Consider the following 24,004-nt stretch of genomic DNA (forward strand, 5'->3'; position numbering starts at 1 on the left):
AAAGAACACTGCCTAGGTTCCGCCCTAGGCAGTGTTTTTTATGATGGAGAAATCTATGGATCTCACAAGTGAAGTCGTTATACGACAGATCGATTTATTACAAGATCGCGTGCTTTTCGTAAATGCACCGACAGATGACTTACTCAGTCAATTGAATGACAATATTAAGCCATCGATTTGGTGCTGGAATTTTAATGATTTTCAGTACTTTCAAAATCAACAGTCAAACGTCCATTTTGGTGTCGATTTTCCTGAAGGTCAGTTTGATCAAGCGGTTATTTTTGTTCCGAAATCAAAAGAACTGCTAAATTATTTATTACACAATGTCGCAAGTCATCTTGCTCAAGGTGCGTCTATTTTCCTCGTGGGTGAGAAAAAAGGCGGTGTTGAACGCGCTGCAAAACAATTACAGCCCTTTGGTAAAACCCTAAAAATTGATAGCGCGCGTCACTGCCAAATGTGGCAAACCCTATTGGAAAAAACTGTCACACTGAAGCCACTGCAAGATTGGGTGCAAAAATATCCAGTTGAAACCCCAAATGGTGAGCTTACGATTTGCGCACTGCCGGGCGTATTTAGCCAGAACCGTTTAGATGTGGGTACGGCTACCTTATTGCCTTATTTATCACAAGTCACTTCGGGCAAAATTGCTGATTTCGGCTGTGGTGCGGGTGTCATCAGTGCTTATTTAGCCAAACTGAATCCTAAAAATCGTATCTTTGCCATGGATGTAGATGCCTTTGCACTAGCGTCTACACAAATGACATTTGAACAAAATTTGCTTGAACCTGAACAACTTGAGATTAAAGCGGTCACAGGAATCGAGGATGCTCCCTTATTTTTACATGCCATAGTCAGCAATCCACCCTTCCATCAAGGGATTCAAACCGACTACAATGCCAGTGAAAATCTATGCAAAACTTCGCGCAGACATTTGAAGTCTGGGGGCGAACTTTGGATTGTAGCCAACCGATTCCTCAATTATCCGACTTTAATTGAGCAGCATTATGGTCAATGTACAATCAAAGCCGACCAACAAGGATTTAAAGTCTTGTTTGCGAGCACGCAAAAAAATCTTAAGGAACAATGATGAGCGAAATTCAAAAACCAGCTCAACTTCAACGTAAGTTGGGTGCTCGCCATCTCAACATGATTGCAATTGGTGGATCAATTGGTACAGGTTTATTTCTAGCCTCTGGAGCAACCATTGCCAATGCAGGCCCGGGTGGCGCCCTGCTCGCATACTGCTTAATTGGTATCATGATTTACTTCTTGATGACCAGCTTAGGTGAGCTTGCAACACATAACCCAACTTCGGGTGCATTCTTTACCTACGGCACCAAATATGTCGAGAGTGGTTTCGGCTTCGCTTTGGGTTGGAACTATTGGTATAACTGGGCAATTACCGTGGCATTTGAATTGGTTGCAGTCCAATTCATTATGAAATTCTGGTTTCCAGATATTCCGGGCTTCTACTGGAGTGCGATTTTCCTCGCAATCGTCTTTGCCATTAATGCACTGACCGTAAAAGGCTTCGGTGAATCCGAATTCTTCTTCTCGCTTGTTAAAGTGCTCGCAATTGTTGCCTTTATCATTATCGGTTTGTTTATGATTGGCAAAATCATGCTGACACCGGGCGTAGAAACATTTGCCAACTGGACCAAGGGTGAAGCCCCATTTGTCGGCGGTTTATCTGCCTTGATTGGTGTGGCCATGATTGCCGGTTTCTCTTTCCAAGGGACTGAAATGGTTGGTGTGGCTGCAGGTGAATCGAAAGATCCTGAAAAGACCATTCCTATTGCCATCAAGCAAATTTTCTGGCGTATCTTGTTGTTTTATATCGTGTGTATCTTCATTATCGGCACTCTCATTGCCTATGATGACCCACGTTTATTACAAGCAGCATCTACTGAAAATATTGCACTTTCACCATTTACCTTACTGTATGAAAAAGCAGGTTTTGCTTTTGCTGCATCGGTGATGAATGCGGTGATCTTGACTGCGATTTTATCAGCGGGTAACTCTGGTATGTACTCCTCTACTCGTATGCTGTTTGATATGGCACGTAAAGGCAGTGCGCCGAAAGTCTTTGGTCGCTTAGATGCACGTGGCGTACCGATGAATGCGCTTTATGCAACAACGGCGATTGCGGCACTGTGCTTCTTAACCACTTTTATCGGTGAACAAGCGGTATTTAACTGGTTACTGAACATGTCAGGTATGTGTGGCTTTATTGTGTGGCTCGGTATTGCAGTTTCACATTATCGCTTCCGTAAAGGCTACTTGGCTCAAGGCAATAAATTAGAAGATCTTGCTTACCGTGCAAAATTCTTCCCATTTGCACCGTGGTTTGCCTTTATTTTGTGTGCCATCGTGGTCCTTGGTCAGAACTATCAAGCCGTTTTAGATGGTGAGTGGTTGGCCGTTGTTTCTACCTATATTGGTATTTTCTTATTCCTTGTCATTTGGTTCGGTTATAAGTGGAAACACAAAACTAAGTTGGTTTCCTATCAAGAAATGGATGTAAAACCGATGAAAGTTGATCAAGAATAATGTGATCACTGAATAAAAAGAGCAGCATAAGAGCTGCTTTTTTTATGGCTAAAATTGTATCTCAATACATTCACGCTTTAGCAAAATATTTCGTGAGTAATGTTGAGGAATACTGTCTGATCTATCACCAACAACTGATACGCTCACTCAATCATGTTAAGCACCGAAAATAAAAACGCCCAATGCAATGCATCAGGCGTTTGTTCAAAAGTAACTACGTTTTCAGGTTAAATTTTTCAATACTTAAGAAGCATTTTGCTGTTGTACAAAGGAAATAAACTCCTCTTCACTCATCACAGGTACACCCAACTTTTCAGCCTTTTCTAATTTAGAACCTGCCTTTTCACCTGCAACTACACATTTGGTTTTACCCGAAACACTACCACTGACACGTGCGCCTAAGGCTTGAAGCATTTGCGTCGCTTCATCACGCCCCATGGTACTCAATGTTCCAGTAATCACCCAACTCTCGCCATTCAGCGGCTGACGACTTGGTGCAACAGGTGCATCCCAATGAATCCCAGCTGCCAACAAACGATCAACCACTTCGAGGTTATGCGGCGCTTGGAAAAAGTCGACAATCCATTCAGCGGTAATATCACCAACGTCTGGCGTTTTTTTCAAGGATTCGAGATCTGCATGACGAATCGCATCAAAGGTTTGGAAGGTATTGGCGAGCATGCGTGCCGTGGTTTCACCCACGCCTCGAATGCCAAGTGCATAAATAAATGCGCCTAGTGTCGTTTTCTTACTATTTTCAATAGAATCGATGAGGTTTTGAACCGACTTCTCGCCCATTTTTTCAATAGTCAGTAATTCTTCACGATGCGCATGCAAGCTATAAATATCAGCAACATCTTTGAGCAAATCCAAATGTAAAAGTGATTCCGCCCAACGGTCGCCTAAGCCCTCAATGTCCATAGCTTTACGCGATACAAAGTGACGAATCGCCTCAATACGCTGTGCAGCACAGTACAAACCACCTGAACAACGTGCCAAGGCTTCACCTTCGGGCATCACCACAGGTGAAGAGCAGACAGGACAACATTCGGGCAATTGAACTTCTACTGTTTCTACAGGTCGAAATTCAGGCCAAACTTTTTCCACTTTGGGAATCACATCACCACTACGGTAAACACTCACGGTATCGCCTACACGGACATCTAGGCGGTGAATTTCACCAATATTATGTAGAGTGACATTGGAAACCGTTACCCCTCCGACTGCAACAGGATTTAAACGTGCGACTGGAGTTAAAGTCCCTGTACGCCCCACTTGCCAATCAATATTTTCAACTGTCGTCAGCGCTGCGACTGCAGGGAATTTATATGCCGTTGCCCAGCGTGGCTCACGACTTAAAAAGCCCAGTGTTTGCTGTTGCTTCAGGCTGTTTACCTTAATCACCATGCCATCAATTTCAACACTCAGGCTTGGTCGATCAATGATCATTTGCTCATACGCAGCTTGTACGTCCTGAATGCTGTCACAAATAAAGTGACGTTCACCGACAGAAAAACCAAACTGCGTCAGCCATTCTAAGCTAGCAGACATGGTGGTTTGACCATGATGTGGTTCGCACTGTGCAATGCCATAAGCATAAAAAGCCAATGGACGTGAAGCCGCAATTGCAGGATCGAGTTGACGTAAGCTTCCTGCTGCTGCATTTCGTGGATTAGCAAAGGTTTTTTCACCTTTGGCTTCATTTTCAGCATTAAGCTTTTCAAAGCCTGACTTTGGCATCAGGACTTCACCACGGACTTCAAGCAGACTTGGAATTTCAGTCTGTGTAGAAGTCAGTACTTTAGGTAAATTACGAATGGTTTTTACATTTTGGGTAATGTCTTCCCCAGTTTCACCATCACCCCGTGTCACACCACGGACTAAAATGCCATTTTCATACCAGAGAGAAATCGCCAGTCCATCAAATTTTAATTCGACATCATATTCAATTTTTTGATTCGGTAAGCGTTCTTCCGCACGACGGGCAAAGGCAAATAAATCTTCTGCATTAAACACATTACCTAATGACAACATAGGCACTGCATGGGTTACAGATTCAAACTTAGACAAGGCCTTTCCGCCCACTTTTGTAGTTGGTGTATCAGGTTGTACTAAATCAGGGTATTGCTCTTCTAAAGCTTTTAATTGGTGAAAAAGTTGATCATATTCACTGTCCTCAATTTCTGGCGTGTCCATGACATAGTAGGCATGGTTATGCTTCGCCAAGAGTTGAATCAGTTGTCGCATCTGTGCAACGACAGTGGATTGTTGTGTCATACATTCACCATAAAAAAGGGCGGTTCATGCTCCGCCCTCAAATTTCATTATCTGTTGCTATTATAGAAACCCACTCGGTGAGTTTCAATCAAAGACGCTTAGACTTCGATAGCTTGACCTTGACGATAATCAATGGCTTGATGACGCCAATGTTCACGCATCTGCGGTGTAAATTCTTGGTTATTTTGATCATACACAGTACCGTCAATTTCACGGGCAATTAGACGTGAAATGCTATCCATGGTATCAAAGGCATTTTGTACATCGCTGTGTGGCAGCGCTAAGAAGAAAGCCAAACCTTTTACTTCTTCAGTCGATAAAGTTTCAAGATCAAAACCTTGCGCAGCGCCATCATTATTCATTTGCAATACAGAGAATAATAACTTTGTCCCTTCTTCATCATAGCGATGGAAACAGGCCATTTCGCCAAAACGCAGACCGTACTTCAGCAACACTTTTAATGCTTTTTCACCTGACAAGGCACGGCTATCCGGGAACACATTTAAGGCGATATAAGTTTCCGCAGTTGCTAAAGCACTTTCTTCATCAACAATTTTTTGTTCATGTAAATGAGCATCCAAAATACTGCTTTCTTCATCAAAATCGCTGATTTCAGCTTTTTCAATTGCGCTATTTACACTAAACTCTGGCGCTTTTTCCGCAGGAACAGCGTCAGCCTGAACGTGTGTCGCAGCAGTCGCTGCGTCATTGGCATCGGCGGCTACAGATGCAACCGTTGTAGAGTCAGTTGCTTCTGTAGACAATGTACTATCTTCTGTTGCAGTTTGAGCGTTTTCAACTGAAACGGGATCCGTCGTTGTCGCCTCAGTCTTTGCAGTAGCCTCAGCGCTCTCCTCTACTTGTTCCGTTACCGTTGCTTCTTGCGTTACATTCGCTTGAACAGCTTCAGTCGTTTCAACCGCTGTGACTTTTTCCTCAGCCAAAGTCGGCTCTACACGTTGCATGGTTTCAGGTGTATTTAACTGATTGCGTACATGGCGCGGAATAACAGGTTGCTGACTATCAGGATCAATATGTAATTCGGTGTCAAGTGATGGCGCTGCATCTGCAGGTTTACGAAACATCATTCGAATGCCCACAACCATGATAATTACAGCGATTACAATCCCAACTATAGTGGTGATTTCCATGTTATGCCTCCGCAGCTAAACCGTATTCTTTGGCTTGCTCTATATTCACAGTCACTAATTTTGAAGTTCCTGGTTCTGGCATGGTCACACCAAGTAAGTCAGTTGCCATTGTCATAGCCAGTTTATTGTGTGTAATGTAGATAAATTGCACTTGTTCTGAAAGCTCTTTTACAAGATTACAAAATCTTCCTACATTTGCATCGTCTAAAGGTGCATCGACTTCGTCTAAAACGCAAAATGGTGCAGGATTTAGGCGGAAAATCGCAAAAACCAAAGCCAATGCGGTCAGTGCCTTTTCACCACCTGACAATAATGCCAAAGAGCTATTTCGTTTACCCGGTGGTCGTGCCATCAGTTTTACACCTGATTGCCAACCATCTTCAAGGCTTAAACTTGCTTCACCACCATTAAATACTTTCGGAAACAACGCTTGAAGTTCAGCATTAACCTTATCAAAAGTGGTCATAAACAGCTTTCGCGTTTCCTGATCAATGCTTTTCATCGCAGCTTGCAGTTGTTCAACGGTCTTTTGCAAGTCATCAATTTGGTGGCTTAAATCATCAAAGCGTTTAGAAACTTCAGTATATTCTTCTGCCGCAGCCAAGTTGACTGCACCCAATTTATCAAACTGCTGCTGTGCTTTTTCTAGTTTTTGCTGATGGGATACCACATCAATGCTTAAACCTGTCAGCATTTCGCTGTTCATTTCTTTCAGCTGTTCAGAATAATGCTGTAAATCAGACTGCGCAGATTGCCAAGCCAGACGCTTTTCTTCCAATTGCGTACGCAATTTTTCATCTTGCTGTTGATGTGAATGGCGTTGTTCCGTCAATGTCTGTTGTTTGCTCTGAACATTATTGAGTTCAAGCTGCCAGTCATTCCAGGTTTTTTGTAAACGTTCAGTGACTTGAGCCTGCTCTGAATACTGTGACTCAAGCGCAGGCAATTCTAACTGTACCGGATCGACAAATTTCTTTGCCTGCTCCATCTGTCCAATAATTTGCTGAGTTTGCGCTTTCAAAAACACCGTGTCTTTTTCTAATAATTCAATCTGTTGTTTTGTCTGTACAGACTGACGACGCACAATTTCCAATTCTTGCTGACTGTGTAATGCCACTTGCTGAGCACTTTCCAGTGCTAGACTCAACTCTTCAACTTGGAATTGCAAGGTTTTATAATTGGGCAAAGCTTGCTCAAGCTTCATCGTCAGCGCATGCAAATCAATTTCCAAATCGTCTTTTTGCATGGCATCTTCTTCAAGCTGTGCTTCAAGTTGCTGCAATTGATCTTCTAACTGCTGCTTTTGTAAGGCAAAAGCCTGATTGGAACTTTGTACCTTCGCAATGGCAACATCAGCATTTTGAATGTCTTTTTGCCAATTTTTTAATTGGCTATGTTGCTGTTGCAGATTTTGCTGTAAAGCTTGTACGGCATTTTGCAACTCAGGCAATTGGCCTTCTAGTTGCGTTAGCTTTGGCTGCTGCTCTGCAAGTAATTCAGTCAATTCATCTAAGCGAATACGATGGCTCAATGCACCTTGGCCTGCTTGGCTGTCCTCGTCATAGTCCAGACCAATCACCCAATCCGCACCGACATGATAACCATCGAGCGTGAGTATTGACTGACCTGCGGCCAGTTTAGCCTGATGGCTCAATGCCACCGTCAATGTTTCAGCAATCGCGACCTGCTGCCAGATTGAAAGCTGTGGTGCTTCAATCCACGTCGCCAAAGCATCTAATCCAACGATTTGTGCTGCAGTGTGGTGACTGCCTTTGACCTGACGTGCAACACTGTCTTGAAAATTATCACTGTGTCCCAAGACTTGGGCACTCAGCCATTTAGACAAAAATTTCTCGACCAGTTGTGCATGCTGTTTACCTTGTGTGCTTAACTGCAACTGCTGCATTAAATGTTGACGCTGGCTTTGCTGCTTTGGACTGGCTTTAATCATCAATTGATTTAGGTTTTTTTGCTCTGACAACAACACCTGTATTTCTGACTTTAGCTGCAACACCGTATTTTTGTGCTGTGCCTGCTGTTCTTGTGCAGCTGCAAGCTGTGCTTGAGTTTCGGCAATCACCAGCTCTTGTTGCACAATTTGCTGTTCGAGCTGCTGCTTATCTTGCTGATACTGCTCCAACTCATCTTGCTGCGCCTGATGCTGAATTTGACCTCGTTGCTGTTGCAGAGTCTCACGTTGTTGCTCAATACGACCAATATTTTTGGTCAATTGTTCACTCTGCGCCAACATCTGTAGCTTTTGCTGTTGCTGCTTTTCAACTTGCCCACGGCATTGTTCAAATTGTTGAACCGCTTGTTGATGCTGAGCTTTCAAATCGGCTAACTGCTGGGTCTGTTCCTGACTACTGCTTTCTTGGCGCTGTAATTGCTCAACAAATCCATCTTGCTGTTCTTGCAGCGTTTCCAGTTGTAACTCCAATAACTGTAAACGTTCTTTGGTTTGAGCTTTTTGCTTTTCAAGCTCCACCAAACTTGCCGAATTTTGTGCAAATAAACCCTGCTTTTGCTCCAGTGTCATTTTCAACTCAGACAGTTTCTTTTCCGCCTGTTGCCATTCACTTTGTAAGGGGGTGGACTGCTGAATAAGCCGTTGAAATAAAGCATTAGTGGAAGATAAGTCATGCTCTAAAGTATTCAGCTCAGAACGAACCAATTTAAAGTTTTCACCTAAATCGTTCATTTGAACCGTATATTCTTGTTGTAAACGCGTACTTTGCTCACATTGGAAAGACAACATTTCGATCTTAAAAGTACGAATTTGGGTTTCTAATTCTTTGTATTGCACCGCCGTTTCAGACTGGCGTTTTAAGGTTTTCAGCTGAGATTTCAGTTCTGATGCAATGTCTTCGAGACGTTCTAAATTTTGAGTGGTGTGTTCTAGATGCTGTAAAGTTTCACGACGACGAGCTTGATAGCGAGAAACCCCAGCGGCTTCTTCAATATACACACGCATTTCTTCAGGTTTGGCATCGACCAAACGGTTGATCATGCCCTGTTCAATAATCGCATACGAACGTGGACCTAAACCGGTACCTAAGAAAATATCGGTAATATCACGACGGCGGCATTTGGTGCCGTTGAGGAAATATTCGGATTTACCATCACGATTGACCTGACGACGAACTGCTAGTTCAGTATAAGCATTATAAGCGCCACCTAGCTTGCCATAGGTATTATCAAAACGCAGTTCAACACTCGCCATCCCGACTGGTTTACGCTTTGCCGTTCCGGTAAAAATAACATCTTGCATGGTGCCACCACGCAATTGACGGGCACTGGACTCCCCCATAACCCAGCGAATGGCATCAATCACATTGGATTTACCACAGCCGTTCGGTCCAACAACCGCACTACGGTTGCCTTCAAATTTTAGAGTTGTGCTATCGGCAAAAGATTTGAAGCCGGAAAGTTTTAAACTGCTTAAACGCATAATGTCCTGATCAGCGGCGTGAACGTCTCGCCCACGCTAATTCGATTTGTTTCATCCGTGTTAGTGATTCCAACACAAGGTTGCGTAAGTGTCGACAAAAATCTTCCATAAATAAAGTGGCTTGATGTGATTTTCTGATTAAAACTGCATCAGTCACTAATTTAAACAAATCAAAAGATTCTTGTAGTTCACGTCGTGAAATATTCAGTGTCAGGAAATAACTACGTCTGAGTGATGGCAACAATTCTTGGTAATAACGCATCAGGTAGGTATTTCCCACCATTTCATGCTGACGAGCCATGCCCTGAAAAATCAGATCATAAAACTTTTCAGTATTGCCTTGGCGAGTTTCCACGTCTAATTGTTCAAGTAATAACTGAATACGTTCAGCTTCATGGCTGCGCCACGTTTCCGCCATACGATGCACAATTTGACCCAACAATAATGCTGCAATATCAAATAATGAACGCACTTGTAAAGCCGACATTTCAGAGACTAAGGCGCCACGGCGTGGGTAGATTTCAATGAGCTGGGTCCGTTCTAAAATCAATAAAGCTTCACGAACAGAGCCACGGCTCACATCCAATTCGGCCGCAATTCTAAGTTCCTGAATACGCTCGCCTTCGACCAACTCACCGCGAATGATTTGTTCACCGATGTGTTTGGCAATTTGTTCTGACAAACTGTCCGCTTCTTGTTGTTGCATACTGTTCCTATCTTTTTTTTATAAGATGCAATGTTCAGATTTACACTCAATCTATTTGCATTAGAAACGATAAGCAACCTAATTGAACATGACATTGTCTGACAATCTTGTGTCAACAAAGCCAATTTTTTCAGTCAAAACGGACAATCATGCGCCAAAGGCTTGCATACCTTGGTAAATAAAATAGCAGCCGACTGTTGTTAATAAACATGCAAAACAACGCTTTAGCATAAATGGCGACAACATATGAGCCACTTTCGCACCCAATTTCGCAGTGATAAAGCTCATTACACTAATCCCGATAAATGCATAAATATGGATATAACCAATGGTATTGGGAACCACGATATCGGCTTGATGACCAAACCACATAAAGCCGAGGGCCCCAGCAATCGCAATCGGTAAACCACATGCAGCAGACGTTGCGACCGCTTTTTGCATAATGACGCCATTTTTATTCAAATATGGGACGGTTAAGCTGCCACCACCAATACCGAAGATCGCAGAGGCAATCCCAATACCACCCCCTGCTGCCATTTGTATGGCTTGTGAGGGTAAATGTTTATTCGGATCGACTGGTGTCGCTGCACCGCGAAACATTTTAAAGGCCACCCAGACCGCAAAAAAGCCAATTAACAGTTGCAAACCCTGCCCTGATAAATAATCTGCAATGCCTGCACCGAGAAATGAACCGATCACCAAACCCGGTGATAAATTCCGAAAGACATTCCACAGCACGGCACCTTTTTTATGATGCGCCGAAACCGAGCTAAGTGAGGTGACAATAATCGTGGCTAAAGATGTGCCCACCGCCATGTGCATAATCACACTGGGATCATACTGAAGTTGGGTAAAAACGATGAATAAAATCGGCACAATAATCAGGCCACCGCCAACACCAAATAGCCCCGCAGCAAAACCAGCGATTGCACCAATCAGTAAATATATGATTAACTCCATCAATATTATTCCACAACTCTCAGATTCAAATGGATTTAGAGACCAGACACTTACAGCAATTGCTGAGCACAGTACCTCAACCGCCTGAAGTTTTATTACTGAAGCCCATTACCACATCGACCAATGACGATGTCCGTGAGATTGCCAAAAAAGGCATTCAACATGTTTTGGTATGCAGTGAACAACAGACTCAAGGCCGTGGGCAACGCGATCATCAATGGGTCTCACCCGTTGGTAATATCTATTTAAGCACATTGCTGAATTTACAGACAGCAATAGATGGACGGCTTGCACTCGAAATTGCCTTAAATATCTTGCAAATGCCAAGTTTGCAAAATCTCGCATTACAAGTGAAATGGCCCAATGACCTGTATAGCCCACAAGGTAAATGGGGCGGGATTTTGATTGAACCAATTTCGCCACATCAAGCGATTGTCGGCGTGGGCATGAACTTATTTCCGATTCCATCCGCAGAAATTGAGCAACGTGCAACCTCGTTATATGAACTCGGACTTCACTCGCCAAACCGTTTACAGTTAATCGCTGAACTCTATGCAGCGATTCAACTTGCAGGTGAATGGTTCGATCATAACTGCTATAACCTCGCTGCACGATTCAACCATTATGCTGCATTTATGCAACAGCCCGTTGAGCTTGAACACCTGCAAGGCAAAAGCCAAGGCCGCTTTCTCGGTATTGAAAATGATGGTTCGATCAACATCCAAACTTCGCAGCGCTTAGAAAATCATTTCCAAGGTCGCTTACGTTTAGCAGATCAATCATAAACAGGATTGCAAAGGCCTACTGATGAAAAAATTATGGCTCGATGTCGGTAATACTCGGCTGAAATACTGGATTACTGAACACGATCAAATCATAGAACATGCTGCGGAACTGCATTTACAGTCGCCTGCCGAACTCCTACTTGGTTTAATACAGCACTTTAAAAGTTTGGACTTAGATCAGGTCGGGATTTCCTCGGTACTCGACAAGAAAAATAATGATCGGATTCAAAAAATTCTTAAATTTTTAGCTGTTCCTGTCACCATTGCGAAAGTTCATGCCGAATATGCGGGCTTGCGCTGTGCTTACGAAGACACCACAAAGTTCGGGGTCGACCGTTGGCTGCAAATGCTGGCTGTAGTTACAGATCCTGCACAAAAATACTGTGTGATTAGCTGTGGAACAGCACTCACCATTGACTTAACGGATGGATTACAACATTTAGGTGGCTATATTTTGCCAAATTTATATTTGCAACGTGATTCGCTCATCCAAAACACCAAAGGCATTAAAATTCCAGATGCCATCTTTGACGAGCTGTCTCCTGGTAAAAATACCATCGACGCTGTTCATCATGGCATATTGCTCAGTTTGGTCAGCACCATTGAAAAGGTGCTTGATAAATATCCCAGTCGCTTAATTTTAACTGGGGGCGATGCTGCGCTATTTGCCAAATACCTGCAGCGCTTTACACCTGAAGTCCATGATGATCTGCTTTTAAAAGGCCTGCAAAGCTATATTGGCCAACAACCGTAGATTAAGCCCGGATCAAATACGGCTCCACAGCATCCCAGACTTCGGGCAATTCGGTACAGCCTTCAGAGTCAATAAAATGCCCCTGATGACGCGCTTCAATCACCTGTGCATCTAGGCTTTTTGCCTGAGCCAAGCTGAACTCTGGTTGCACTCGCTCATCGCCTTTTGAATAGATCACTACCCGATGCTCAACCTGCTGTTTTAGCAAGTCAAAATTTATTTTAGCCGCATCAATAAAAGGATTCACCTGCTCTAGACGTCCCAAGCGACCATTAAAACCGGCCGCAAGCACAAGAGCTTTTATGTTCTGATGCTGCAGTTTTTGCGACAGATAATGCAGTGCAGCGATACATCCCAAACTATGGGCAATTAATATATAGTTTTCATTTAATGCGTCAATCTGCGCATCCATTTGCTTCATCCACACATTTAAGACGGGTGTTTCGGATGGATCAAGCCGAAGCACCTTGAGGCTGACGCCCGCTTTTTTTGCCTTTTGCGCGATCCACGGAAACCAATTCTCTTCAGGGCTCGCGGTATAGCCATGCACCACAATTACTTGCGCCATTTCATGCTCCATTCCTCTTTTTGAATTCAGTCTGAAATAAAAATTAGAGATTGAGGGTAAACAATTGTGAATTTTTGCAAAACTTGACTATTTGCTAGAACACTTTCATGAGCTGATTCAAAATATCCAGCAATTCTGGAAACATTATGAAGCCGTAAAAGTCCTGTATTTTCCCTTCAGTGTTCTACCTTTGGATCACTATTGATAACTTCAGCGTGAACGGTGGCGGAACAAAAGGATCATCACTGGACAGCATGCGCACGGCCAATGGCAAATGCTGATGCAGCATATGACGGTTCAATTTGCATTTTAAAATAAAGCTGCCTAATTCAGAAAAAAATTAAAGGAATACACAAATCTAGAAATAAAAATGCCCGCTTAAATCTTGCCTTACCGCTGGCTGAAATGCGCTGTCAAACAATGCAGCGCTGTCAGACAACCCAAACTGTGCGCAATAATAATTTTATTTTCATCGAGCTTAGGTATTTGCAGGGAAATAAACTTCTGCCAATGGTCAAAATCTGGTTGTACTGCATTTGCCATATCAATGCGCCAAGAATAATGTCCTACCCCTTGCTGCTTTTGTCTCAATAAGGAAACTAATACTCATTAGGGGAAGCCTGATGAGCATGAATCAGATAGATGTTATGGCTCTCTGGCGTATGAGGTGTATTCATTATTTGATGCTTATTTTAGGTGATTATTTTTGGTGAAACCTTCAATTTGCAGTTCGGCAAATTTTCACCTCTGTTTTATACCTGTCACCTACACGCTCTCAATGTTAATTTCGCATGTTCTTGTAATGATTTAGCTCAGTTCGGTATATATCGGATCATATAGCCAAATTGCTCCAGTACTTTCTATCAAATGCACTCAATCACTTTGCTTAAGCGCACAGTCTCGTCAAATTGCAGCCATAAAAAAAGGCGCTAAATGCGCCTTTTTTAAGTCCAAATTACTTCGGATCTTTACTGCCGAACAATGGACCCATGCCACCGCCGCCAAATTGTTTTTGCATATTGCCCAATGATTTCATCATTTTTGCCATACCCGTTGGGTTGGCAAATTTCTTCATCATTTTCGCCATTTGCGCATGTTGTTTGATGAGTTTGTTCACTTCCGCAACATCCATACCACAGCCTGCTGCAATACGTTTTTTACGGCTTGGATTCATCAAGTCTGGGTTACGACGTTCTTTAATGGTCATCGATTGAATAATCGCTTCCATTTTCTTCACTTGCTTTTCAGGATTTGCTTGTGCAATTGCATCTTGAATCCCTGAGTTGCTCATGCCTGGAAGTTTATCCAGGAAGCCCATCATGCCGCCCATTTTGTTCATTTGTTCAAACTGCATCAGCATATCTTCAAAGTTGAAGCTACCGCCTTTTTGCAGTTTTTTCGCCATTTTTTCGGCTTTTTCTTTGTCGATTTTACGTTCAACTTCTTCGACCAAAGAAAGTACGTCACCCATACCCAAAATACGCTGTGCGATACGTTCAGGATGGAATGGCTCTAGGGCATCGAGTTTTTCACCCATACCCAAGAATTTGATTGGCTTGCCAGTAATGGCACGAACAGAAAGTGCCGCACCACCACGTGCATCACCATCCGTTTTTGTCAGGATCACACCCGTCAACGGCAAGGCATCATTAAAGGCTTTTGCCGTATTCGCCGCATCCTGACCGGTCATGGCATCAACCACGAACAATGTTTCAGTCGGCTTAATCGCTGCATGAAGCTCTTTAATTTCATCCATCATTTCGTCGTCTACATGTAAACGACCTGCTGTATCGACAATCAAGACATCAGCAAATTGAATTTTTGCTTGCTCAATCGCACGATTTGCGATGGTAATCGGTTTTTCGTCTGCGCTTGATTCAAAGAAAATAGCGCCAACTTCACCTGCAACTGTTTGTAGCTGTTTAATCGCTGCTGGACGATAAACGTCGGCAGACACCATTGCTACTTTTTTCTTTTGACGTTCTTGTAAGAAACGTGCAAGTTTTGCCGCAGTAGTAGTTTTACCCGCACCTTGCAAACCTGCAAGAAGCACAACAACTGGTGGTTTTGCCGCTAGGTCTAGGCTTTCATTCGCCTCACCCATCATTTTGGTCAATTCGTCATGAACGATTTTGACGAAAGCCTGCCCCGGTGATAACTGAGTCATCACTTCTTGGCCCAATGCTTCTTCCTTAACTTTCGCGATGAATTCACGAGTTACAGGTAACGCAACATCGGCTTCAAGAAGTGCCATACGTACTTCGCGTAACGTATCTTTAATATTGTCTTCGGTTAGCTGCCCTGAGCCAGTAACATTTCTTAAACTCTGCGTGAGTCGTTCTGTTAAGGTATCAAACATTGCAAAATCCGCTTAAAATAGCCATGAGCAAAAAATTGTTTCTTAAAATAGAAAATTTATGCATAGAATGCTATAGGATACTTTAGTTCTTGCAGAATTTATATAAATGAATATTCAACATCCTGAAAAAGGTTTGACATGATCAGTCTCCCCTTGGTTTACACGATCCTAGCATTAATCGCTTATACCACGTCTTTTTGGTATTTATTCAGCCATTTAATGTCTAAACGTGCGCCGAACCATTGGTTTATTGGTGTTGTACTTGGTTTAGGCATGTTATTGCATGCAGGTGTTTTATATAACGATATGTTGACGCCTATGGGTGTCAACTATGACGTGTTCAACCTGATGTCTTTTACTTCAGGTCTCATGCTATTACTCAGTGTATTATTTAGTACCTATCGGCCTGTGCTTGCGATGAACCTGTTGGGCATTCCTGTGGCAGCGACGGGATTGATTTTGGGCTTTGCATTTAGTCGACAAAATCAATTTATAGAACAACATTCACTGGGTTTAGACATCCATATTATTTTGTCACTTTCCGCATATGCCGTCCTGCTGATGGCAACAATTCAAGCGGTTATTTTGCGTTTACAAGACCGTGAACTAAAAAACAAGCAGAAAAAGCGTGTATGGGTGAGTCTGCTTCCATCCTTCCAAGCCATGGAATCTTTGCTATTTGATTTATTGATTGCTGGATTTGCACTACTGACCGTGGCGCTTGGGTTTGGTTTCTTCACCATCGATAACTTCTTTGCACAGCATTTGGCACATAAAACAGCCTTTAGCATTATTTCATGGTTCGTCTATGGAGCTTTGCTTATTGGACACTATCGATTTGGCTGGCGTGGTCAAAAAGCCATTCGCTTTACCATTATTGGTTTCTGTCTATTGGCAGTCGGCTTTATTGGATCTAAGTTTATTTTAGAAATGGTTTTAGGCCGCTAAGTCGACGATGAAACGATTTTAAGTTTTATAAAGAAGTAAGTTTTATTACGAAGGGAGCTACGGCTCTCTTTTTTATAGCTTGATTATTCACACAGAAATAACAGGCATAAAAAAAGCGCTATACAGCGCTTTTTTTCATTACGTCTAAATTATAGAGCAACGATGTTTACAGCATTCGGGCCTTTTTGACCTTGAGCGATGCTGAAAGAAACCTTTTGGCCTTCTTGCAAAGTTTTGAAGCCAGAACCAGTGATTTCGCTGAAGTGAGCAAAAACGTCAGGACCGTTGTCTTGTGCAATAAAACCGAAACCTTTAGTTTCGTTGAACCATTTAACTGTACCAGTAACTGTATTAGACATAATAATACCTATTAATTTGTTGATTTAGCCATTGGATGATGACTGACTATAACTTGGAAAATAATAAAGAATTGAACTTCATTTCTGTAAAAAACGAAGGATTATGACTAACACTGCGATACTTAAAGAAAATTTACGAAACAATACTTTTTTTCTAGTTGCAGCCATCATACATGAAATCTTAAAAGATTCAAGCACAGTATATGTTGTTGATTCCATTAAAAAACAACAGTACAAGCCATCTTCTTATTATTACTATCCATATGTATTTACTCATTTTATTGTTAAAGTTTTATGTCAGTCAATACTTTAAGACTTTGGTCCTAATTTCACCAAATAGTTACATAAAATCTTGTCATTTCGTATTCCGCGTCACCATAAGCACAAAACCTAGACATCCCTTTCAAAACCACGTATAACTCCGTTTTTCAATTTTTGGCTGTGTGACCGTGAAACTTGTTCTTGCGCCGATGGAAGGCTTAACCGATCCAATTATGCGAGATGTGTTGACGCATGTGGGGAGTTTTGACTGGTGTGTAACCGAGTTTATCCGTGTCACGGACTCTGTCCTGCCCGATCATATTTATCATAGCTATTGTCCTGAACTAAACAATGAAGGCAAAACTGCAGCAGGAACACCGGTTCATGTGCAGTTCTTAGGTAACAATCCCACTATGCTCGCGGCAAATGCTGTACGCGCGGTAGAACTTGGTGCCCCTGCGATTGATATGAACTTTGGTTGCCCTGCAAAAACCGTCAACCGCCACCGTGGTGGTTCAGTTCTGCTAGATGAGCCTGAAGTGGTGTATGAGTTAGTCAAAGCTGTGCGTGATGCTGTTCCGAGTCATATTCCTGTATCAGCAAAAATGCGTTTGGGTTATATGGACCGTAACTTCACTATGGAAAATGCGCATGCCATTGAAGATGCCGGAGCTGCATGGGTTACAGTCCATGCGCGGACTAAAGCCGATGGTTATACCCCGCCTGCCTTTTGGGATCAGTTGCAACCCATTCGTGAAGCATTGAAAATCAATGTGATTGCCAACGGTGAAATTTGGAACAATGCCGATGCCAAACAGTGCCAACTCGAATCCGGTTGTGAAGACCTAATGATTGGTCGTGCTGCGGTGACCACTCCTGACATTACACAGTGTATCCGTCGTAATACCGATGAACCGCTGATTACATGGCATGAACTACTTGGATTACAAATTCGTTTCTTAAATGGCTCGTATAAAAAAGAAATGAATATGGTCGGTCGTTATAAACAATGGCTCGGCATGATGTCGAAGCACTATCCAGAAGCCAAAGTCCTTTGGGATGAAGTAAAACGTGTCAAACCACTTGATGAAATCGTGCAAAAACTCAAAGCCGGTATGTAAGTTTTAAAGCACATCGCCCAATATGAAAACGAAAAAGTGTGAAAACACCTATCTAAGCGTAGCCGCAGAGCCTTTGATTATACCTACAGTGTTCAAAGGCTTTGTTGTTTGGCAAACTCTAAAATTGCGTCGATCTCATCTGCCAAGAACTCTTTAGGATGTTCCGAAGTCGGGTTCATCACCAAGCTTGCGCCTTTGGTAATCGCAAATAATTTTTCAGCACTGATCATGACAAACTCTGCATCTGCACCAACATCCTGTTGAAGCATCGCAAGACTCAGAAAAAATGGAATGGCTTGCTCGCCTTGCTCCGTTTCCATCAATTGAAAATGTAAATGCTGCTCTGTATCACGCTCACCCAAACAATATACTTGGCTGGCTAAAAGTTGCTGATAAAAGTCTTGGTATTGCTCAGGATGATCTAAAGTCGATTCATAAAGATGTTGAAGCGTGTCGTTCATTGTTATTGTCCGTCTATTTTTATCAATCAGATACTGTTCACAATCCACAGCATACAGGAAGTTTATGAATTATGCCGTTGATTTAAATCTTCAACGTGCTGTCGATTTGTTTTCCACGATTTTTCTAAAATTTCTTTTTCTAAACGCAACTGTATTCGTTTAAGTTTCATTTCAGAGATCACGGGTTGCTGAAAGGTTTGAACATAGTCCACCCAAGCTGTACCCCGAAATACATTCGACGGCATCTCTGTTTTAAACACTGCTTCAGGCATAAAAACAATCACAGAATGCATATTGTCTTTATCCACAATATCGCTCAACACCTGTTCTAACACTTTCATATGTTTATAATTTTGGTGAATCGGATTTTGAAATTTAAAACTTTTTTTATAAATCTTTTGCGTCCATTGTTTTTGTCTCTCGCCCCCAAAAATCCAGCCCTTATAGTTTTTAGTTTCAATCACAAACACACCAAATGGGCTTAACAGAAGATGATCAATTTGAGTTGTAGCTCCTTCGCCATCTGGTAAGGTCAAATCATTTAACAATATATAATGGTCTTTCAAATAAAGTTTGACATGAACAGCGACAGCAAACTCCCCCATTTTCCCCTTTAAATAAGGTTTAAATGCTTTGATTGCCCCCACAATCAGTAACAATGGAATTAACCACCACAACGTCGAAATGAGGGGTGCAAAAAATTGAGAAATATTCATCGATTTGATTCATTATTTTAAATAAGTATATTTTCTATTTTATTGTAATTTCTCAATTTTTAACAATATTTCTTTATTTTCTAGACCACCAGCAAAACCCACTAATTTTCCATTTGCGCCCACGACACGATGACAAGGTGCAATAATTGAAATTGGATTTTTACCATTGGCTGCACCGACAGCACGTACGGCATTGACATTGCCGATCTGCTCTGCAATTTGTTTATAGCTGCGAGTTTCTCCAAAAGGAATCGTCAATAAAGCTTGCCAAACTTGTTGCTGAAATGCGGTACCTTCAAAGTCTAGCGGCAAGTCAAATTGCTGTCTTTTACCCGCAAAATATTCATTTAATTGCTGTGCGGTTTTGAGCAAAATCGGGTGTTGTAGATCTTCAACCAAAGCCGCCAATCGCACACGATTTGGGTTTTCATTTTCCCAAAGAACAGCCACCAATGCGGTTTCATGTGCAACAAGTTTTAATTGTCCAACGGGCGAATTTAAAAACTGATAAGAAAGTTGCATGAGATACTCCAAGCTCAAAATCGCAGCACTTCATTATTCAGGAGGACGATAATTTCATCAAGACCAGTCCTGAAATAATCAGTACTGCAGCTAGCATGCGCATGGCATTGGCAGGCTCACCCAATACAACGATGCCGAGGATAAATGATCCCACTGCACCTATGCCGGTCCACACCGTATAGGCTGTACCCAACGGTAAGGATTTCATTGCATAAGACAATAAAGCAAAACTTGCGATCATGAAAACAATGGTCAAAATACTTGGCGTCAGTTTGCTAAAGCCTTCAGAGACTTTCATACAATAGGCCCAAACCACCTCAAGTAATCCCGCTACAATTAATAAAACCCAAGCCATATTTTTACCCATAAAAAAAGCACAGGGATCAATGACCGCTGTGCTTTAGAACATATTAACTTGAAGATAATTTCATCAAGATTAGACCCGAAATGATCAGTACTGCGGCTAACATCCGCATGGCAGTTGCAGGCTCACCGAGTATAAAAATACCCACGAGGAATGAGCCAATCGCGCCGATTCCTGTCCAAATGGTATAAGCTGTTCCCAGAGGCAACGTTTTCATGGCATAGGCCAATAAACCAAAGCTCAGGATCATAAAAAATAAAGTAACTAAACTTGGGCCAAGTTTTGTAAAGCCTTCTGAGAGCTTCATCGAATAGGCCCAAACGATTTCAAAAATACCAGCGAATACTAGAACAACCCAGGCCATGATGCCTTCCTCCATATTAGTAGAGTCAGGTCGTCCTGACGATTTTTCTTACTGGCTTCGAACAAAGATGTAAGGGAGGTCGTTCCTCCGAATATTGTCTCAGTATAGCAAATATGCTGAATTTTAGTGCAGTCTTTACATTTTTTGACCAAATTCAGGGCGTTATTCAGTTAAGGAAAAAACTTGTGCAGATGAATTGCGCCAAAACATAGCATGTCTGGTCAAAGGACAGATTCAGAGATAAAAAAGGCACCACCAAAACCAGTTGATGATGCCCTCTTTATTTGGTCTATTCGCCGATTAGAACTTCAGACGAAGGCCTGCGCCATACCACCAGTGTTTTTCACTTCCAGTTTCAGCTTGCCATGCCGTATGCTGATTTCCTTTTTCGTAGCTGTAAGCAACATCGATAAAGGGCATCAGCTTTTTATTGATTTCATAGCGTGTTTCTAGCCCTAGCCATACAGAACTGAGTCCTGTTTTTTGTGCATAAGCAGAGTCATCACTCAGCACCACATCTAGGTTCAAATATGGTTTTAAAATCAATTTTTGCGTCAGCAGCAAATCACGTTCGGTTTCTAAAGAAAAACTGACCTGTTTATCTGCACCAAGATATAAATAAGCATCGGTTTCAAAGAAATACGGTGCCAGACCATGCAAACCCACCACAGCATCTAACTGTTCTTTGTCCGTCACTTGATGTTCATCGACCCGATAACGCGCACCAATTTGCGCATCCCAAAAGTCTGAGATCATACGGCTATACATCACTTGAGCCGCATAATCAGCGTCTTGAGATTCTGCTTTATCCGCATGTAGTTTGATGAAGAGCTTATTTTCATCGGTCCCGATTCGACTCTCAATTTCGGTCTTTAAACGTCCTCGGCCATCGGCATTATTGAGCCATCGATTGTCCATCTCGGTCGCTTGATAAATCTGTCCACCATGTTCACGCTTATGATCAACAGGATGCTGCGCAAAATCAGCACGTGACGCAATAGATGATGCATTTGCATGTTCTGCATGTTCTGCATGTTCTGCATGTTCTGCATGTTCTGCATGTTCTGCATGTTCTGCATGTTCTGCATGTTCTGCATGTTCTGCATGTTCTGCATGTTCTGCATGTTCTGCATGTTCTGCAGTATGCTCCATCTGGCTCGATTTAATCCCTGTTTGCATCTCTTGATGCGACGAATCAAATGAGGAATGCGACTCATGTTGAGCTGACATCGGTATGCTATGATCTGCATCTTGCGCCATGGTCATTTGAGTGACCGATGCCAATGCTAAACTCAGTACCGTATATGTGCATGGTTTAATGGTGCGCATGAGACACCTCCTTTTGCTGTACAGATGCCGTTTTCGTATTCTCTGCGACATTTGCGACCACAAGTTTATTCATCATCCCTGCAGACATGTGATACAGCAAGTGACAATGAATCGCCCATTCCCCTAATTCATTGGCCGTTAACAGAGCAGTCACTGTTTTCCCTGGCGGCACAATCACCGTATGTTTATTTGGCATTTCAGAAGACACTTGCCCATTTTCCAATTGCATGAACATGCCATGTAAATGCATCGGATGCGCCATCATGCTGTCATTGACAAATTTCAGTCGAATTCGCTCACCATATTTCACTTGTAGTGGTTCGGCTTCGCTAAACTTTTTGCCATTCATGGTCCACATGTAGCGCTCCATCGTTCCACCCAAATGAATGACCAAGTCTTGCGTCGGTTCACGTGTATCAGGCTGTGGCGTTAACGCTTTTAGATCACTATATTGCAGTGCCTTATCACCGACAGGTGTTGAAGCATTGGCCCAACCCATAACCGTTGCTGAATTTTCAACTGCCCGCATCTCTCCTTTAGACTGTGCATGCTCCATCGCTGTATGCATATCATGTTTCATAGATGAATCTATTGAGGAGTGGTTCATAGATGAATGATCCATCACACTATGATCCATATTGGCATGCGCTGAATCAGACATATTCTGTTTATGCATCTCTGGATGTTGCATAGTAGTATGCGCAGTCACTGGAGAATGATCCATGTCATGTCCCATAGCTGCATGATCATGAACTTGATTCGGCTGAATATTTGATGGATTGACAGTATGCGCGCTGTGCTCATGAGCATTCGCTTGCTGGCTTGCTGAAGTTTGGGTTGAACCTGTAGCAGTATGTCCCATGTTGCTATGGTCCATACCTGACATTGAACCATGCCCCATATCTTCAATGGTCAGCAAAGCGCGTGGCCGTGCTTTTGGTATACGAATACCTGAGTGCTGAGGCTGCGTTTCATCATGTAAAGTGCCAATCGCAAATCCAGTCCGATCAAGCGACTCAGCTTCAATCTGATAATGCGCAGATTTAGGCTCTACGATCACATCATAGGTTTCTGCAGCACCAATGCGAAATTCATCCACAGCGACCGGCTTGACCGCTTGACCGTCTGCACTGACCACCGTCATTTTGAGCTGAGGAATACGCACATCAAAAAACGACATGGCCGCAGCATTTACAAAACGAAGTCTGACTTTTTCATTGGGCTTAAACATCCCCGTCCAGTTCTGCTGTGGTGTTTTGCCGTTTACTAAAAACGTATAACCCGTGACATCAGACAAATCCGTTTTCAGCATACGCATCTGATTCCACATCGAACGATCTTTCCAAGTGTTTTTTAAACCTGTTCGTTGAATTTGCGTCCATACATCTGAAAACGTTTCACGCTGATTTTGATAGTATTCGGCAGACTTTTTCAGATTTGCCATAATCTGAGCGCTAGATGATTCATGAAAATCCGACAACATGACCACATAATCACGTTGAGTCTGTTCATGTGCGGCAAGTGCTTGTTTACCTTTCGGATAAATCACTAAAGCGCCATATAATCCGTCTTGTTCTTGGCCTTTGGAATGCGCGTGATACCAATAGGTTCCGCTTTGACGGACTTTAAATTTGTAAGTAAAGCTACCATCAGGCTGTATTTCATTGAAACCATTAAAGCCGGGTACACCATCCATTAAGCCGGGCAGCAATAGACCATGCCAATGCACTGAGGTATTTTGTTTTTTGAGCTGATTATGCACATGGATGACCGCATCATCGCCTTCTTCAAACTCCAGTAATGGTGCTGGAAACTGACCATTGACGCTGATTTTCTTGACCGTTTTACCAGTCAAATTGATGGTCTTTTCATCAATATTCAGATGATATTCTTTAATGGCTGCAAACGCCCACGTTGGAGACAGCAGACATACCCCGAACACGAGGCCTGATTTAAATAAATTAGACATGACTTAACCTTTATAAAATAACGAAA

General features: G+C 42.5%; 22 protein-coding genes. 6 read left to right on the forward strand and 16 right to left on the reverse strand.

What is annotated here, in order from left to right; translation table 11 throughout:
• Positions 1 to 55 precede the first annotated feature (55 nt).
• Positions 56 to 1,090 (forward strand): methyltransferase, encoded by a 1,035-nt coding sequence (locus FTU80_RS14800; protein WP_078192341.1) that lies wholly within the window; start codon positions 56 to 58, stop codon positions 1,088 to 1,090.
• Entirely contained in the window at positions 1,090 to 2,553 is a 1,464-nt protein-coding gene (locus tag FTU80_RS14805) for an amino acid permease (RefSeq protein WP_180085868.1), read from the forward strand. Before FTU80_RS14800 ends, FTU80_RS14805 begins: the two co-directional genes overlap by 1 nt.
• A gap of 243 nt (positions 2,554 to 2,796) precedes the next feature.
• Here FTU80_RS14805 and ligA read toward each other — a convergent pair whose 3' ends face one another.
• The 5 genes from ligA to FTU80_RS14830 form a co-directional block, all read right to left on the reverse strand.
• Positions 2,797 to 4,830, reverse strand: coding sequence for an NAD-dependent DNA ligase LigA (gene ligA, locus FTU80_RS14810; protein ID WP_180085870.1), 2,034 nt, complete (start codon positions 4,828 to 4,830; stop codon positions 2,797 to 2,799).
• A gap of 98 nt (positions 4,831 to 4,928) precedes the next feature.
• Positions 4,929 to 5,981 (reverse strand): cell division protein ZipA C-terminal FtsZ-binding domain-containing protein, encoded by a 1,053-nt coding sequence (locus FTU80_RS14815; protein WP_180085872.1) that lies wholly within the window; start codon positions 5,979 to 5,981, stop codon positions 4,929 to 4,931.
• Position 5,982: 1 nt separating this feature from the next.
• Positions 5,983 to 9,432 carry a chromosome segregation protein SMC gene (gene smc, locus FTU80_RS14820; protein WP_180085874.1) on the reverse strand — a complete coding sequence of 1,150 codons (3,450 nt, stop codon included), beginning with the start codon at positions 9,430 to 9,432 and terminating at the stop codon, positions 5,983 to 5,985.
• 10 nt (positions 9,433 to 9,442) lie between these two features.
• On the reverse strand, positions 9,443 to 10,138 hold the full coding sequence (locus FTU80_RS14825; protein ID WP_078191157.1) for a GntR family transcriptional regulator: 696 nt from the start codon (positions 10,136 to 10,138) through the stop codon (positions 9,443 to 9,445).
• Between the two features lie 147 nt (positions 10,139 to 10,285).
• Positions 10,286 to 11,098 carry a sulfite exporter TauE/SafE family protein gene (locus FTU80_RS14830; RefSeq protein ID WP_180085876.1) on the reverse strand — a complete coding sequence of 271 codons (813 nt, stop codon included), beginning with the start codon at positions 11,096 to 11,098 and terminating at the stop codon, positions 10,286 to 10,288.
• A gap of 29 nt (positions 11,099 to 11,127) precedes the next feature.
• Between FTU80_RS14830 and FTU80_RS14835 the strand changes: the two genes are divergently transcribed.
• Together FTU80_RS14835 and FTU80_RS14840 are read left to right on the forward strand one after the other, a co-directional pair.
• The gene (locus FTU80_RS14835) at positions 11,128 to 11,883 is read left to right on the forward strand and encodes a biotin--[acetyl-CoA-carboxylase] ligase (protein ID WP_180085878.1); all 756 of its coding nucleotides are present in this window, start codon (positions 11,128 to 11,130) and stop codon (positions 11,881 to 11,883) included.
• 22 nt (positions 11,884 to 11,905) lie between these two features.
• Entirely contained in the window at positions 11,906 to 12,637 is a 732-nt protein-coding gene (locus FTU80_RS14840) for a type III pantothenate kinase (protein ID WP_180085880.1), read from the forward strand.
• 1 nt (position 12,638) lies between these two features.
• Here the strand turns inward: FTU80_RS14840 and FTU80_RS14845 are convergent, their stop codons facing one another.
• From FTU80_RS14845 to ffh, 3 genes are all read right to left on the reverse strand, one after another.
• Positions 12,639 to 13,205 (reverse strand): alpha/beta hydrolase, encoded by a 567-nt coding sequence (locus FTU80_RS14845; RefSeq protein ID WP_180085882.1) that lies wholly within the window; start codon positions 13,203 to 13,205, stop codon positions 12,639 to 12,641.
• Positions 13,206 to 13,595: 390 nt separating this feature from the next.
• Positions 13,596 to 13,748, reverse strand: a complete 153-nt coding sequence (locus FTU80_RS14850; RefSeq protein WP_180085884.1) for an alpha/beta hydrolase — start codon at positions 13,746 to 13,748, stop codon at positions 13,596 to 13,598.
• A 412-nt stretch (positions 13,749 to 14,160) separates the two neighbouring features.
• On the reverse strand, positions 14,161 to 15,564 hold the full coding sequence (ffh, locus tag FTU80_RS14855; RefSeq protein ID WP_078191163.1) for a signal recognition particle protein: 1,404 nt from the start codon (positions 15,562 to 15,564) through the stop codon (positions 14,161 to 14,163).
• A gap of 138 nt (positions 15,565 to 15,702) precedes the next feature.
• Here ffh and FTU80_RS14860 point away from each other — a divergent pair, with 138 nt between their 5' ends.
• The gene (locus tag FTU80_RS14860; protein WP_078191164.1) at positions 15,703 to 16,512 is read left to right on the forward strand and encodes an inner membrane protein YpjD; all 810 of its coding nucleotides are present in this window, start codon (positions 15,703 to 15,705) and stop codon (positions 16,510 to 16,512) included.
• 149 nt (positions 16,513 to 16,661) lie between these two features.
• Here FTU80_RS14860 and FTU80_RS14865 read toward each other — a convergent pair whose 3' ends face one another.
• Positions 16,662 to 16,871: a cold-shock protein gene (locus FTU80_RS14865; RefSeq protein ID WP_067761877.1), complete on the reverse strand. Its 210-nt coding sequence runs from the start codon at positions 16,869 to 16,871 to the stop codon at positions 16,662 to 16,664.
• A 449-nt stretch (positions 16,872 to 17,320) separates the two neighbouring features.
• On the opposite strand from FTU80_RS14865, the gene FTU80_RS14870 reads away from it, so the two are divergent.
• Positions 17,321 to 18,253: a tRNA-dihydrouridine synthase gene (locus FTU80_RS14870; protein WP_180085886.1), complete on the forward strand. Its 933-nt coding sequence runs from the start codon at positions 17,321 to 17,323 to the stop codon at positions 18,251 to 18,253.
• 92 nt (positions 18,254 to 18,345) lie between these two features.
• Here FTU80_RS14870 and FTU80_RS14875 read toward each other — a convergent pair whose 3' ends face one another.
• The 7 genes from FTU80_RS14875 to FTU80_RS14905 all read right to left on the reverse strand — a co-directional run bounded on the left by FTU80_RS14875 (position 18,346) and on the right by FTU80_RS14905 (position 23,978).
• Positions 18,346 to 18,714, reverse strand: a complete 369-nt coding sequence (locus tag FTU80_RS14875) for an SseB family protein (protein WP_180023108.1) — start codon at positions 18,712 to 18,714, stop codon at positions 18,346 to 18,348.
• A 62-nt stretch (positions 18,715 to 18,776) separates the two neighbouring features.
• A complete protein-coding gene (locus FTU80_RS14880) occupies positions 18,777 to 19,430 on the reverse strand; it encodes a nuclease-related domain-containing protein (protein ID WP_180085888.1) in 654 nt (217 codons plus the stop codon).
• Between the two features lie 39 nt (positions 19,431 to 19,469).
• Positions 19,470 to 19,952 carry a methylated-DNA--[protein]-cysteine S-methyltransferase gene (locus FTU80_RS14885; protein ID WP_180085890.1) on the reverse strand — a complete coding sequence of 161 codons (483 nt, stop codon included), beginning with the start codon at positions 19,950 to 19,952 and terminating at the stop codon, positions 19,470 to 19,472.
• Between the two features lie 37 nt (positions 19,953 to 19,989).
• Positions 19,990 to 20,307: a quaternary ammonium compound efflux SMR transporter SugE gene (sugE, locus tag FTU80_RS14890; RefSeq protein ID WP_078191206.1), complete on the reverse strand. Its 318-nt coding sequence runs from the start codon at positions 20,305 to 20,307 to the stop codon at positions 19,990 to 19,992.
• A 55-nt stretch (positions 20,308 to 20,362) separates the two neighbouring features.
• A complete protein-coding gene (locus tag FTU80_RS14895) occupies positions 20,363 to 20,680 on the reverse strand; it encodes a multidrug efflux SMR transporter (protein WP_078191168.1) in 318 nt (105 codons plus the stop codon).
• 300 nt (positions 20,681 to 20,980) lie between these two features.
• Positions 20,981 to 22,009, reverse strand: a complete 1,029-nt coding sequence (locus tag FTU80_RS14900; protein WP_180085892.1) for a copper resistance protein B — start codon at positions 22,007 to 22,009, stop codon at positions 20,981 to 20,983.
• Entirely contained in the window at positions 21,996 to 23,978 is a 1,983-nt protein-coding gene (locus tag FTU80_RS14905; protein WP_180085894.1) for a multicopper oxidase domain-containing protein, read from the reverse strand. Before FTU80_RS14905 ends, FTU80_RS14900 begins: the two co-directional genes overlap by 14 nt.
• Positions 23,979 to 24,004: the final 26 nt, after the last annotated feature.

The organism is Acinetobacter sp. YH12145 (assembly GCF_013418335.1).
Classification (GTDB): Bacteria; Pseudomonadota; Gammaproteobacteria; order Pseudomonadales; family Moraxellaceae; genus Acinetobacter; species Acinetobacter amyesii.